At 71.2% G+C, this 12,632-nt stretch carries 13 protein-coding genes; 6 read left to right on the forward strand and 7 right to left on the reverse strand.

What is annotated here, in order from left to right:
• The first annotated feature begins 207 nt into the window (after nucleotides 1-207).
• From hda to folK, 4 genes are read left to right on the forward strand one after another with little or no spacing between them, the layout of a single operon-like run.
• Nucleotides 208-906: a DnaA regulatory inactivator Hda gene (hda, locus tag ACX12L_RS00655; protein WP_459260989.1), complete on the forward strand. Its 699-nt coding sequence runs from the start codon at nucleotides 208-210 to the stop codon at nucleotides 904-906.
• Complete coding sequence (locus tag ACX12L_RS00660) at nucleotides 903-1,577, forward strand: histidinol-phosphatase (RefSeq protein ID WP_459260818.1); 675 nt, start codon at nucleotides 903-905, stop codon at nucleotides 1,575-1,577. The genes hda and ACX12L_RS00660 overlap by 4 nt, the downstream gene beginning before the upstream one ends.
• Entirely contained in the window at nucleotides 1,574-3,148 is a 1,575-nt protein-coding gene (gene pcnB, locus ACX12L_RS00665; RefSeq protein ID WP_459260819.1) for a polynucleotide adenylyltransferase PcnB, read from the forward strand. Before ACX12L_RS00660 ends, pcnB begins: the two co-directional genes overlap by 4 nt.
• Complete coding sequence (gene folK / locus ACX12L_RS00670; protein WP_459260821.1) at nucleotides 3,145-3,663, forward strand: 2-amino-4-hydroxy-6-hydroxymethyldihydropteridine diphosphokinase; 519 nt, start codon at nucleotides 3,145-3,147, stop codon at nucleotides 3,661-3,663. Before pcnB ends, folK begins: the two co-directional genes overlap by 4 nt.
• 94 nt (nucleotides 3,664-3,757) lie before the next feature.
• Here folK and ACX12L_RS00675 read toward each other — a convergent pair whose 3' ends face one another.
• The 4 genes from ACX12L_RS00675 to ACX12L_RS00690 all read right to left on the reverse strand — a co-directional run bounded on the left by ACX12L_RS00675 (nucleotide 3,758) and on the right by ACX12L_RS00690 (nucleotide 7,959).
• Complete coding sequence (locus tag ACX12L_RS00675; RefSeq protein ID WP_459260823.1) at nucleotides 3,758-4,729, reverse strand: tripartite tricarboxylate transporter substrate binding protein; 972 nt, start codon at nucleotides 4,727-4,729, stop codon at nucleotides 3,758-3,760.
• 49 nt (nucleotides 4,730-4,778) lie between these two features.
• Complete coding sequence (locus tag ACX12L_RS00680) at nucleotides 4,779-5,762, reverse strand: Bug family tripartite tricarboxylate transporter substrate binding protein (RefSeq protein WP_459260825.1); 984 nt, start codon at nucleotides 5,760-5,762, stop codon at nucleotides 4,779-4,781.
• A gap of 57 nt (nucleotides 5,763-5,819) precedes the next feature.
• Nucleotides 5,820-6,830 (reverse strand): uroporphyrinogen decarboxylase family protein, encoded by a 1,011-nt coding sequence (locus ACX12L_RS00685; RefSeq protein WP_459260827.1) that lies wholly within the window; start codon nucleotides 6,828-6,830, stop codon nucleotides 5,820-5,822.
• 211 nt (nucleotides 6,831-7,041) lie between these two features.
• Nucleotides 7,042-7,959 (reverse strand): LysR family transcriptional regulator, encoded by a 918-nt coding sequence (locus tag ACX12L_RS00690; RefSeq protein ID WP_459260829.1) that lies wholly within the window; start codon nucleotides 7,957-7,959, stop codon nucleotides 7,042-7,044.
• A 116-nt stretch (nucleotides 7,960-8,075) separates the two neighbouring features.
• On the opposite strand from ACX12L_RS00690, the gene ACX12L_RS00695 reads away from it, so the two are divergent.
• Nucleotides 8,076-9,224 (forward strand): PLP-dependent cysteine synthase family protein, encoded by a 1,149-nt coding sequence (locus ACX12L_RS00695; RefSeq protein ID WP_459260831.1) that lies wholly within the window; start codon nucleotides 8,076-8,078, stop codon nucleotides 9,222-9,224.
• Between the two features lie 6 nt (nucleotides 9,225-9,230).
• Here ACX12L_RS00695 and ACX12L_RS00700 read toward each other — a convergent pair whose 3' ends face one another.
• Complete coding sequence (locus ACX12L_RS00700; protein WP_459260833.1) at nucleotides 9,231-10,292, reverse strand: CDP-6-deoxy-delta-3,4-glucoseen reductase; 1,062 nt, start codon at nucleotides 10,290-10,292, stop codon at nucleotides 9,231-9,233.
• Between the two features lie 68 nt (nucleotides 10,293-10,360).
• Between ACX12L_RS00700 and ACX12L_RS00705 the strand changes: the two genes are divergently transcribed.
• Nucleotides 10,361-11,305, forward strand: a complete 945-nt coding sequence (locus tag ACX12L_RS00705; RefSeq protein WP_459260835.1) for an NAD-dependent epimerase/dehydratase family protein — start codon at nucleotides 10,361-10,363, stop codon at nucleotides 11,303-11,305.
• Here ACX12L_RS00705 and ACX12L_RS00710 read toward each other — a convergent pair.
• Together ACX12L_RS00710 and ACX12L_RS00715 are read right to left on the reverse strand one after the other, a co-directional pair.
• A complete protein-coding gene (locus tag ACX12L_RS00710) occupies nucleotides 11,293-11,925 on the reverse strand; it encodes a DUF4124 domain-containing protein (RefSeq protein ID WP_459260837.1) in 633 nt (210 codons plus the stop codon). The genes ACX12L_RS00705 and ACX12L_RS00710 overlap by 13 nt on opposite strands.
• A 32-nt stretch (nucleotides 11,926-11,957) precedes the next feature.
• On the reverse strand, nucleotides 11,958-12,482 hold the full coding sequence (locus ACX12L_RS00715) for a hypothetical protein (RefSeq protein ID WP_459260838.1): 525 nt from the start codon (nucleotides 12,480-12,482) through the stop codon (nucleotides 11,958-11,960).
• Between the last annotated feature and the right edge of the window lie 150 nt (nucleotides 12,483-12,632).

Raw genomic sequence — 12,632 nt, forward strand, 5'->3', positions numbered from 1 at the left:
ACCCGGGTCGAACGGGCGGCTCTGGGAGCGCGGTTGGTCCCGGCGTGCCGGCACGCCGCGCAGGCGCCGACTAAAATCGGCCGTTTACGCTCCGTTTCGCACCCTGCCGCCGCCCGCGTGCGGCAGGCGTCGCTTTCAAATGCCGCACTTTCCGCACATGTCCACATTCACCGCCAGCGCCATCGACCGGGGGCTGCCATGAGCCCCATGCGGCAGCTGGCGCTGGACATCGGCCTGTCGCCCGTGCCGACCCTGGCGCGCTTCTTCGCCGGCCCCAACGAGGCCGCGCTGCAGCATCTGCGCCTGGCGGTCGAGGGCGCCAGCGGCGGCGCGCTGCGCTCCTGCCTGCCCGTGTACCTGTGGGGCGAGGCGGGCAGCGGGAAGACGCACCTGCTCAAGGCCGTGCAGGAGGCCCTGCGCACCCAGGGCGTGCGCGTGGGATGGATGCAGGCATCCACCGACAACCCGCCCGCGTTCGACGAGGACTGGGCCGCCGTGCTGCTCGACGAGGTGCACCTGTACTCCACCGGGCAGCAGGCGGCGGCCTTCAACTGGTTCGTCAACGCCACCAGCCCGGCGACGGGCGTGCCGCGCTGGGTGCTGGCCGCCGGCGACCTGCCGCCGGCCGACCTGCCGCTGCGCGACGACCTGCGCAGCCGTCTGGGCTGGGGCCATGTGTTCCAGCTGCACCTGCTCGACGAGCCGGCCCGCCGCGCCGTGCTGCGCCAGGAGGCCGACGCGCGCGGCGTCTTCCTGGGCGAAGAGGTGATGGACTACATGCTCAAGCGCTTCTCGCGCGACCTGGGCAGCCTCGTGCAGCTGCTGGACCGGCTCGACAGCTTCGCGCTGCGCACCCAGCGGGCCATCACCATCCCGCTGCTCAAGACCATGCTGGAGACCGAATGAGACTGGCCCTGTTCGACCTCGACCACACGCTGCTGCCGCTCGATTCCGACTACGAGTGGGGCGAGTTCACCATCCGCATCGGCTGGACCGACCGTGAGGAATTCGGCCGGCGCAACAAGGCCTTCTACGACGACTACGTGGCGGGCCGGCTGGACGTGCACGACTACGTGCGCTTCGCCACCGAGGCCGTGCGCCAGCGCGGCGCAGAGGCCTCGGCCCGGGCGCACGCGCAGTTCATGCGCGACGTGATCGCGCCGGCCATCCACGACGAGGCGCGGGCGCTGCTGCAGCGCCACCGCGACGCGGGCGACGAGATCGTCATCATCACCGCCACCAACGAGTTCATCACGCGCCCCATCGCCCAGGCCCTGGGCGTGCAGCAGCTGCTGGCGCTGGAGCTCGAACGCGGCGCAGACGGCTGGATCACCGGCGGCATACGCGGCGTGCCCACCATGCGCGAGGGCAAGGTGCGCCGCATGGAACAATGGCTGGCCGAGCGCGGCCTGCGGTGGCAGGACGTGGACAGCACCTTCTACAGCGACTCCATGAACGACGTGCCCCTGCTCGAAAAGGTGGACCACCCCGTCGCCACCAACCCCGACCCGCGCCTGCGGGCGCTGGCCCGGGACCGCGGCTGGCCCATCCTGGACCTGTTTTCCTCACAACAATGATCAAGACCTTCATCGACAAACTGCTGGGCAAGGGCGCCGCCGGCGCGGGCCGCGGCGCCAGGCGCCGCTTCGGCAAGCGCGAAGAGGTGCCCGCCTCGGTGCACGGCATCAACCCCGAACTCGTGGACCGCCGCGCCACCGACGTGGTGCGCACGCTCAAGCAGGCGGGCTACGAGGCCTACATCGTCGGCGGCGCCGTGCGCGACCTGCTGCTGGGCCTCAAGCCCAAGGACTTCGACGTGGCCACCAACGCCACGCCCGAGCAGGTCAAGGGCCTGTTCCGGCGCGCCTTCATCATCGGCAAGCGCTTTCGCATCGTGCACGTGGTGCACGGGCGCGGGCGCGAGCACGAGGTGATCGAGGTCTCCACTTTCCGCGCCTACATGGACAACGCCGCCGCCGAGCAGGTCAGCGGCAACGAGAAGACCAGCAAGGCGCAGCTTTCCGGCATGCAGCACGCCGTGGACGCCAGCGGCCGCGTGCTGCGCGACAACGTCTGGGGCCCGCAGGACGAGGACGCCACGCGGCGCGACTTCACCGTCAACGCCATGTACTACGACCCCGAGACGCAGGTCGTGGTGGACTTCCACAAGGGCATAGAGGACGCCAAGCGCCGCGTGCTGCGCATGATCGGCGACCCGGCCACGCGCTACCGCGAGGACCCGGTGCGCATCATCCGCGCCGTGCGCTTCGCCGCCAAGCTCAGCCCGCTGGGCTTCGCGCTCGAGCCCAAGACGGCCAAACCCCTGCTGGCCTGCGAGCCGCTGCTGCAGGAGGTGCCGCAAAGCCGCCTGTTCGACGAGATGCTCAAGCTGCTGCAGACCGGCCATGCGCTGGCCTCCGTCGCGCAGCTCAGGGGCCTGGGGCTGGAGAAGGGCATCTACCCGCTGCTGGACGTGGTGGTGGACCGCGCGGACACGCCCTTCGTGCAGGCCGCGCTGCAGGATACCGACCGCCGCGTGGGCGAGGGCAAGACCGTGGCGCCCAGCTTCCTGCTGGCCTGCGTGCTGTGGCAGGACGTGAAGGCCGGCTGGGAGCAGCGCCTTGACGCGCAGCAGCACGCCTTCCCGGCGCTGCAGGATGCGATCGACGACGTGTTCGACAAGCGCATCGGCGACGTGTCCGGCCGCGGCAAGCTGGCGGCCGACATGCGCGAGATCTGGGTCATGCAGCCGCGCTTCGAGAAGCGCTCGGGCAGCACGCCCTTCAGCATGATCGCCCACATACGCTTTCGCGCCGGCTTCGACTTCCTGCGCCTGCGCGCCGACGTGGGCGAGGTCGAGGAAGGCCTGGCCGAGTGGTGGCAGGAATTCTCGCTGGCCGACGACGCGCGCCGCGAGGACATGATCGATCAGGTGCGCGAGGAGCAGCGCATCCGCCAGCGCAAGGCCCAGCCCGCCGCGCGGCGCCAGCCCAGGGCGGCCGATGCTGCTGCCGTGGCCGACGCGCCGGCCGAGGACGAGCTCCCCGCCGATGCCGCCGCGGCGCCCAAGAAGCGCCGCCGCCGTCGCCGCAAGAGCCCGGCCGGCGGCGCCAACGGCGGCCCGGCGCCCGCGGCCGGCGACGCGTGAACCCCGCCACCGGGGAGCCCGGTGGCGCGGCCGTGACCGCATGGATCGGCCTGGGTGCCAACCTGGGCGATGCGCGCGCCGCCCTGCGCGGCGCCGTGCGGGCCATGGAGGTGCTGCCGGACACCCGGGTGCTGCGGGTCTCCTCGCTGTACCGCAGCGCGCCCGTGGACGCGGGCGGGCCCGACTACCTCAACGCCGTGGCCGAGCTGCAGACCGGCCTGGCCCCGCTGCGCCTGCTGCGCGCGCTGCAGGCCATCGAACAGGCCGCCGGCCGCGAGCGCCCCTACCGCAACGCGCCCCGCACGCTGGACCTGGACCTGCTGCTCTATGGCGAGCAGCGCCTTGGCGGCGCCGAGCTCACCGTGCCCCACCCGCGCATGTGGGAGCGTGCCTTCGTGCTGCTGCCGCTGGCCGAGCTGCGGCCCGGCTGGGCCACGCCAGCGCAGCACGCCGCCGTGGCCGGCCAGCGCATCGAGCGCGTGGCGGCGCCGGCCGAGTGGCTGGCAGAGGAATAGAAAAAACCATAGCGGCTGGCGCTTGCTGAATAGGTGTTCACGCATGAAAACATGCGGAAACCACCAGCCATCAAGCGCGAGCCGCTCTCGTTTTTCAATCCACCTTCGCGCCCGAAGCCTTCACCACCTGCTGGTACTTGGCGCGCTCGGCGGCCATGAAGGTGTCGAACTGCTCGGGCGTGGTGGGCACGGGCTCGGCCATCAGGGCCTCGAAGCGGGTCTTGGTCTCAGGGGCCTTGAGCGCGTCGGTAAAGGCCTTGTTCAGCCTGGCGATCACCGGCTTGGGCGTGCCGGCGGGCGCCACCAGGCCCCACCAGGTGTCGATGGAGAAGCCCTTGAAGGTGCTGGAGAGCGGCGGCACGCCGGGCAGCATGGGGCTGGCCGCGAGCGACGTGACGGCCAGCGCCTTGAGCTTGCCCGCCTTGATGTTGGGCGCGGCGGCGGCCAGGTTGTCGATGTTGAAGTCCACCTCGCCGGCCAGCAGCGCCAGCTGCGCGGGGCTGGCGCCGCGGTAGGGAATGTGCAGGGCGTAGATGCCGGCCTTCTGCTTGAACATCTCGCCGGCCAGGTGGCCGGCGCTGCCGTTGCCGCCGCTGCCGTAGTTGAGCTTGCCGGGGTTGGCGCGGGCGTAGGCGATCAGGTCCTGCACGCTATGGATCTTGAGCTGCTCGGCGCGCGCGGCGTTCACCACCAGCACATTGGGCACGCGCACCATCTGCGTGATGCCGGCGAAGTCCTTGGCCGCGTCGTAGGGCATGCGGCTGTAGAGCCAGGGGTTCACGGCATGCGTGGCCGTGGCGGCGATGCCGATGGTCAGGCCGTCGGGGGCGGACTTGGCGACCAGGTCGGCGCCGATGTTGCCGCCGGCGCCGGCCTTGTTGTCCACGACGACCACGCCCAGCGAGTCGCGCACACGCTCGGCCAGGGCGCGCGCCGTGACGTCGATGGGGCCGCCCGGCGCATAGGGCACGACCAGGCGGATCGGACCGTCCTGCGCATGGCCCATGGGAGTTGCGAGTGCCGCACCGAGGGCGGCGGCCGTAAGGAGGATGCTTCTGCGGTTCATAGCCCTCCATTGTGCAAAAAACGGCCGGGCAATGCCTGGCCGGGGCGGGCTACTGGACCTGGATGCCGCTTTCCTTGACCACGCGCGCCCACTTGGACGTCTCGGCCGCCAGGTGCTCGGCCAGTGCCTGGCGCGAGCCGCCGAGCGGCGCGGCGCCCATGTCGGCCAGGCTCTTCCTGACCTCGGGGTCCTGCAGGATCTCGTTGACCTCCGTGTTGAGCCGGTCGAGGATGGCGGTCGGCGTGTCCTTGGGCGCGAGCAGCGCGAACCACGTCGACGACAGCAGCTTCGGATGGCCGAGCTCCGCGGTGGTCGGGACGTCGGCCAGCGCCTGCGAGCGCGTCGGCGACATCACGGCCAGGGCCTTGAGCCTGCCGGCCTTCACCTGCCCGACCACGCCGGGCACGAGCTGGAACATGGCCTGTATCTCGTTGGCCATCAGGTTCGTCGTGGCCTGCCCCGGCGCCGCATAGGGCACGTGCACCAGCTGCGCGCCCGTCTCGCGCTTGAAGAGCTCGCCGGCCAGGTGCATGGAGCTGCCGTTGCCCGTGGAGCCGTAGTTCAGGCGCCCCGGATTGGCCTGGGCGAAATGGACGAACTCCGCCAGGTCGCGCACCGGCAGCTCGTTGTTGACCACGAGGATGTTGGGCACGTCGGCGACGAGGGCGATGGGTACGAAGCTTTTCTGCGGGTCGAAAGGCAGGCCGCGGTACAGGCTGGGGTTCACGGCCAGTGTGCCGGCCCACGAGAACAGCAGCCTGGACCCGTCGGCCGGGGCCGCCGCCGCGGCCGACGCGCCGATGTTGCCGTTGGCGCCGCCGCGGTTGTCCACGATGACGGAGGCCTTGAGCCTCTTGCCCAGGCGGTCGGCCATCAGGCGGGCGATCGTGTCGCCCGTGCCGCCGCCGCCCGGCGCCGGGACGATGATCTGGATCGGCTTGTCGGCCGCGGGCCATTCGGCGGCCGGTGCGGGCGCGGCCAGGCCGGCGGCCAGCGTGCCGGCCAGCGCGAGGGAGAAGAGGGAATTGCGCATGGTTTGTCTCCTTGGGTCTTTGGTTGCCGATATCGCCGGCCTTGCCCGCGCCCGGCGTCAGGCGCAGGCAAGGCCTTCCTGGAATTGGTGGGTGGCGCGCACGGCGGCGCGGATGCTGGCGTCCGTGGCCGCCACCGGCAGCACGCAGCCCGGGCCGATCATCAGGCGGCGCCCCGCGGCCTGGGACAGCGCCTCGTGCACCTGGTCTTCGATGTCCCGCTCGCTGCCGCGCAGCAGCGTGCCGTGCTCGTCGATGCCGCCCACGAGCAGCCGGGGAAAGCGCTCCGCGGCCTGCGCGATCGTCGGATCGGTCAGGCGGTCGTGCCAGTTGAACATCTGCGCCGGGTAGTCCGAGAGCAGGTCGAACATGATGTCGTCGCCATGGGCGTGCAGCATGTTGAGGCGGGCCTTGCCGCGCAGCGCCTCGAAGACCATCAGGTCGTAGCGCTTGCCGAAGCGCTCGTACTCCGCCGTGCTCAGCAGCCGGTGCGATGCCTGCTGCGTCGCGAAGAACACGCCGTGGGCGCCCAGGGCCAGCGCATCCAGCGCGAAGCGGATCGTGACCTCGGTGATGACCACCAGCGCGCGCTCCAGCTCGTCGGGGAAGCACCGCAGGTCGGCGAACATCTTCTCGGTGGACATCTTGCGCGCCGTCGTCAGCGGGCTGAACACCGTCTGCAGCAGTGGCACCCGCCCCCCGAGCCCCCTGGCCGCGGCGGCCAGGGCCTCGTTCTGCCGGCCGTAGGAGCCCTGGCGCACGTCCAGGGGGGCGATGCGCCGCCAGTCCTCGGTGCGCAGGACGGCCGGCCGGACCACCTCGCGCGCGCCGTTGGCCGCCCCGCGGTACGCGCTGGCCGCGCCCCAGTCCTCGACCCCGTAGGTCCCCGAGGGCATGAATTTCACGAGGTCGAACTGCCACTTGTCCTGCCACTGCAGCGTGTGCGCCACCAGCTTGTCGGGGTGCAGGTCGTCTTCGGGGAAATGGCGCCACAGGGCGATCGGGGGGCGGTCGGTCGCTTCGCCGCCGATCGCCGCTTCGATGCGCTGCCAGTGGTTCATGGGCTGCATGGACTGTCTCCTTGGATTGCGTCGCCGGACTGCGGGCGGGGGCGCAAGGCGCCATGTCCCCGGGGGCCGGGCCTGGCCCGGGCAGTTCCGCGACGTGGTTGAGATGCAGCCAGTCTTTCACGGCGCATGCGCCGGGACAAACGAGTTAATCCAACAGTTCAGTTTGTCAAAGGCAAACGCTCATCCAGGGCGGCCCATTCGTGGCGGGTCTTCAGCCGGCCGCGGGGCCGCGATAGGCCCCGCGCAGCTGCTGCAGCAGCGCCAGGGCGTGGCTGGACAGCAGCTTCTCGTCGCTTCTGGCGCACACGCTCAGCTGGCGCACGGCCCAGGGCTCCAGCAAGGTCAGGGTTTGCACGCCCTCGTCCTGCAGGTTGCGCATCACCGAGCGCGGCACGATGGCGATCCCGGCGCCCGAGCGCACCAGCGCGACGACGGCGGAAAAGCCCGCGACCTGTATGCGCACGTCGATCGGATAGCCCAGCGCCGCGGCCTTGCCGGCGATGAAGGTGTGGATCGCCGTTCCGCTGGCCAGGGAGACGATGGGGTGTGCAAGGCACTCGACGAACCGGACCTTGCCGTCCTGCCCCAGCTCGGTCGCGGCCGGCGCCACGATGACCAGCTCGTCCTCGTGGTAGGGCCAGAACGTCACGTCGGGGTGCTCGTCGCTCCAGGTGACCACGCCGATGTCCGCCCGGCCCTCGGCCACGGCCGCGACGATCTCGTGGCTGAGCCGCTCCTCCAGCGACACGCGCACGGCGGGGTAGGCGCGCAGGAAGACCGAGAGGTCCTCCGGCAGGTAGGACGCGATCGCCGTGCTGTTGGCGAACAGCGTCACGTGGCTCTTCACGCCCTCGGCATAGGGCGCCAGGTTGGCGTGCATCTGTTCGAGCTCGGCCAGGCAGCGGCGGCAATGTTCGAGCATCACCTGGCCCGCGCGGGTCAGCGATACGCCGCGGGCCTCGCGGACGAAAAGCCGGGTGCCCAGGCTCTCCTCCAGCTGCTTGATGCGCAGGCTGGCCGAGGACGGGGCGAGAAAGCAATGCGCCGCGCCGCGCGAGACGTTGCCCGCATCGGCGACGGCGACGAAGAGCCGGATGTCGACCAGGCTGTAATGCATCAGCTTTTGCATTTGACAAATGCTGGTTGTGGGAAAGCCCGTTTGTACACCAGCCCCGGCAATGGAAGACTTTGCGCATCCGGGCACGGGGCCGTGCCCCGGACAACGACACGAAGGAATACCAGGAAATGCCATCGATTCAAGTGACGTCCAGAAGCTGGGTTCTGGAAGCAGTGCGGCGCATAGAGCGCGATTTCCAGCGCTCGTCCGACACCCATCTGCTGCAGCTCGACCTGCCCGCCATGCCGCAGGTGCGGCTCTACCTGAAGGACGAATCGACCCACCCCACGGGCAGCCTCAAGCACAGGCTTGCCAGGTCGCTGTTCCTCTATGGGCTGTGCAACGGCTGGATCCGCGAAGGCACGACCATCGTGGAGGCGTCCTCTGGAAGCACGGCCGTGTCAGAGGCCTATTTCGCGCGCCTTCTGGGCCTGCCCTTCGTCGCCGTGATGCCGCGCGGCACGTCGGCCGCCAAGATCGCGCAGATCGAGTTCTATGGCGGCCGCTGCCACTTCGTCGGCAGCTCCGCGCAGCTGTACGCCGAGGCCGAGCGGCTGGCGCGCGAGTGCAACGGCCACTACATGGACCAGTTCACCTACGCGGAGCGGGCCACCGACTGGCGCGGCAACAACAATATCGCGGAATCCATCTTCCAGCAGATGCGCGGCGAGCCGCACCCGACGCCGGCCTGGATCGTGGTCGGCGCGGGCACGGGCGGGACTTCCGCCACCATAGGCCGCTACATTCGCTACCAGGGATGCGCCACCCGGCTGTGCGTCGTGGACCCCGAGCATTCGGTGTTCCACGACTACTTCCACCACCGCGATGCCTCCATCACCAGCGCGCGCGGCTCGGACGTGGAGGGCATAGGCCGGCCGCGCGTGGAGCCATCGTTCGTGCCCGACGTCATCGACCGCATGGAGCGGGTGCCCAACGCCGCGTCCTACGCCGCCATGCGCGTGCTGCAGCGCCTGGTGGGACGCCGCTACGGGGGCTCGACCGGCACCGACTTCTACGTGGCCATGCAGCTGGCCTGCGAAATGGCGCAGCGCAACCAGGCCGGCTCCATCGTGGCCCTGGCGTGCGACTGCGGCGACCGCTACATGGACAGCTACTACGACGACGCGTGGCTGGCGTCGAACCACTACGACATCGCGCCCTACGTCGCGCAGCTCGAAGAAGCCTGGCTGCGCGGCGTCTGGCGCGACGGGGGCGGCTCCCGGCCGGCCGAACAGCCGGGCGACCACGAAGCAGCGGCGCTGGCCGCCGCCGGGTAGTCCCGCTCAGCCTGCGAGCTTGTCCGCCTCGGACGTGAAGGCGTCGGCGTAGAACTCGTACTCCGGCAGGCCGGCCTGCTGGACGAAATCCCGGCGCGCCGAGTCCACCACGATGGGCGCGCCGCAGGCATAGACCTGGTGGCTCGAGAGGTCGGCGATGTCCTCCAGGACGGCCTGGTGCACGAAGCCCGTGCGGCCCGTCCAGCCGTCCTCGGGCAAGGCGTCGGACACCACGGGCACGTAGCGCAGCTGGGGCATGGCGGCCAGGCGCTCGCGCACCCAGCCGTCCATGTACAGGTCCTGCGGGCGGCGCCCACCCCAGTACAGCGTGGCCGGGCGCGCGATGCCCTTGTGCTGCATGTGCTCGATCAGCGCCTTGATGGGCGCGAAGCCCGTGCCCGAGGCCAGGAAGACCATGGGCTTGTCCGAGTCCTCGCGCAGGAAGAAGCTGCCGAACGGCCCCTCAACGCGCAGGATCTCCTTCTCCTTCATGTCGCCGAACACATGGGTGGTGAACTTGCCGCCGGGCATGTGGCGTATGTGCAGCTCCACGCCGGGCGCGCTCTCCTGCATGTGCGGCGCGGTGGCCATGGAATAGGCGCGGCGCGCGCCGTCGCGCAATATGAATTCGATGTACTGGCCCGCGTGGTAGCGGAAGTTGTCGTTCGCCGGCAGCTGCAGGCGCACCTGCATCACGTCGTGCGATGCGCGCGTGAGCGTGGACACGCGCACGGGCAGCTTGCGGATGGGGTAGGCGCTCTCGTCCGTCACCTGGCGCGATTCGAGCACCACGTCGGTCAGGGGCTTCGCGCAGCAGGTGAGCACGTAGCCGGCTTCCTCCTCCTCGATGCTCAGCGCCTTGTGCTGGTGCTCGCCATGCACCACCGATCCGCTGAGCTTCTTGCACTTGCAGGAGCCGCAGGCGCCGTCCTTGCAGCCGTAGGGCAGGCCCACGCCGCTGCGGATGGCGGCCGTCAGGATGGGCTCGCCGGCCTGCGCCTCGAATGCGCGGCCGCTGGGCTGCACGGTGATCTGGAAGGTCGCCTCTGCGGTCTGTGCGCTCGTCATGTATGGGTATCCTTGGAGTCCTGTTTTTTTCGGGGCCATGCCCCGCTCATCGCTCGACGGAGCCGATTTTGCCCTCAAACCAAAACCCACTCGGTTCTCTGCCGGCGCGCTTTCGGCGCCAGCGCCTGCTCATCATCGGCTGCGGCGACGTGGGCCTGCGCGTGGCGCGCAGCCTGGGCGCTAGCGGTCCGCGCCCGCGCGTGCTGGCGCTGACTTCCTCGCCCGCGCGCGTGCCCATGCTGCGCGCCGCCGGCGTCACGCCGCTCGTGGGCAACCTGGACGACGCGGCCTCGCTGGCGCGCCTGGCCGGCCTGGCCACGCGCGTGCTGCACCTGGCGCCGCCGCCGGGCGAGGGCGCGGTGGGGCCGCGCTGGTGGCTGGACAGGCGCAGCACGGCGCTCGTGCGCGTGCTGCGCCGGCGCGCGCTGCCGCAGGCGCTGGTCTACGCCTCCACCAGCGGCGTGTATGGCGACTGCGCGGGCGAGTGGGTGGCCGAGTCGCGCTCCGTGGCCCCGGCCACGCCGCGCGCCCAGCGCCGGGTGAACGCCGAGCGCGCGGTGCGCCACCTGGGGCGCGCGGGCGTGCGCGCCAGCATCCTGCGCGTGCCCGGCATCTATGCCCCCGACCGCGAGGGCGGCACGCCCGAGGCGCGGCTGCGCCGCGGCACGCCCGTGCTGGCGGCGCCCGACGATGTGTATACCAACCACATCCATGCCGACGACCTGGCGCGCGCCTGCATCGCGGCCCTGTGGCGCGGGCGGCCGCAGCGCGCCTACAACGTGGCCGACGACAGCCAGCTGAAGATGGGGGATTACTTCGATCTGGCGGCCGACCTGTATGGCCTGCCGCGCCCGCCGCGCGTGGCGCGCAGCCTGGCGCAGCAGCAGCTGCCCCTGTCGCTGTTGAGCTTCATGGGGGAATCGCGCCGGCTGGTCACCACGCGCATGGCGCGCGAGCTGCGCCTGCGGCTGCGCTATCCCACGGTGCGCGAGGGGCTGGTTCAGCGCGGATAGGTGTTGCCCTGCGCGTCGTAGCAGCGGAACACGTTGCAGTGCGTGATCTCGCGCCGGGGCGCAGGTGCGGGCACGGAGGGGCGCGGCGGCACGACCACCACCGGGGGACCGTAGTAGGGCTGTGAAGGGATGGGGCGGTAGCCGCGGCTGCGCTCGGCGCGGGCGTAGTCGGCGGGGCTGAGGCAGGCCAGGTCGGCCTGGCGCTGGGCGGCGTCGAGCCTTGCCTGCTCGTCGTACATGCCCTGGCCCATGGTCGCCAGCACGTCCTGCAGGTTCTTGCGCGCGCGCTGACATTCCATCGACTGGGCGGGGTCGCTGCCCGCGGCGGGGCGGGCGGCGCGCTCGGCCTGCTGCGCCTCGCGGCGCTGCCGCGCCTCCATCTGCTGGCGCTCGTGCTTGCGCTCCAGGGCCTCGGCCGCCTGTTCGCGTTCCTGTCCTATCTCCTGCGGGCTCTTGCGCGCCTCGACCTCGCGGGCCGCCTCGCCGCGGCCGCAGTCGCCGTCGGTGTAGGTGACCTTGCCGGTGGCCGGGTCGGTGCAGCGCATGACCTGGGCCGCGGCCGGCAGCGCGCAGCACGCGGCGATCACCAGAGCCAGGGCGGGCCGGAGCGAGAGGGACATGGCGCGCTGTCGCCGGCGTGTCGTGGAAGGGGTCAGCGCCAATCGGGGCGCGGGCCGCCCGGCCGCTGGTCCATGCCCTGGTTGCGGCGCTCGCGCTCGGCCTCCATCTCGGCGCGGCGGTCGCGCTCGAACTGCTCGCGGCGTGCGCGCACGACGTTGGGGTCGGGGTGCTGCAGCAGGCGCTCTTCCTTGGCGCGGCGGTCCATCTCGCGGCGCCGGTCGGCTTCCCGGCGTTCGGCCTCGCGCCGATCGGCTTCTCGGCGGCGGTCGAACTCCCGGCGCTGCGCGTCGCGGCGCTGCTGGGCCTCGCGCCACTGGCGTTCGCGCCATGCGTCCTCGCGCCAGCCGGGCGGCGGCGGGGGATAGTCGCGCCAGCCCAGCGGGGGGGCGGTATAGATCACGCCGGGCTGCTCGTACACCGTCATGGACGACGAGCCGGAGTAGTAGCCGCCGCCGTCATAGTAGGGGTCGCCCGGCACGGCAACGCAGCCGGCAGCCAGCAGGCCAAGCATGCAGGCGGCGGCGGTGCGCGACGGGAGCGGGTGGAAAAGGGGCATGGAGGTCTCCCTGTGCAGTGGTGGCGGCTCGTGCCGGGGCTTTAGTGTCAGACGCGCGGCGGGGCTCTTTGGTTGACCCGGCGGCACCGGCTTTGCCGGGTTTTGCGCATTCTTCACCATTGTGTCGCCATGTTGCAGGGGCTCCAGCAA

This window comes from Alicycliphilus sp. T452 (genome assembly GCF_054512775.1).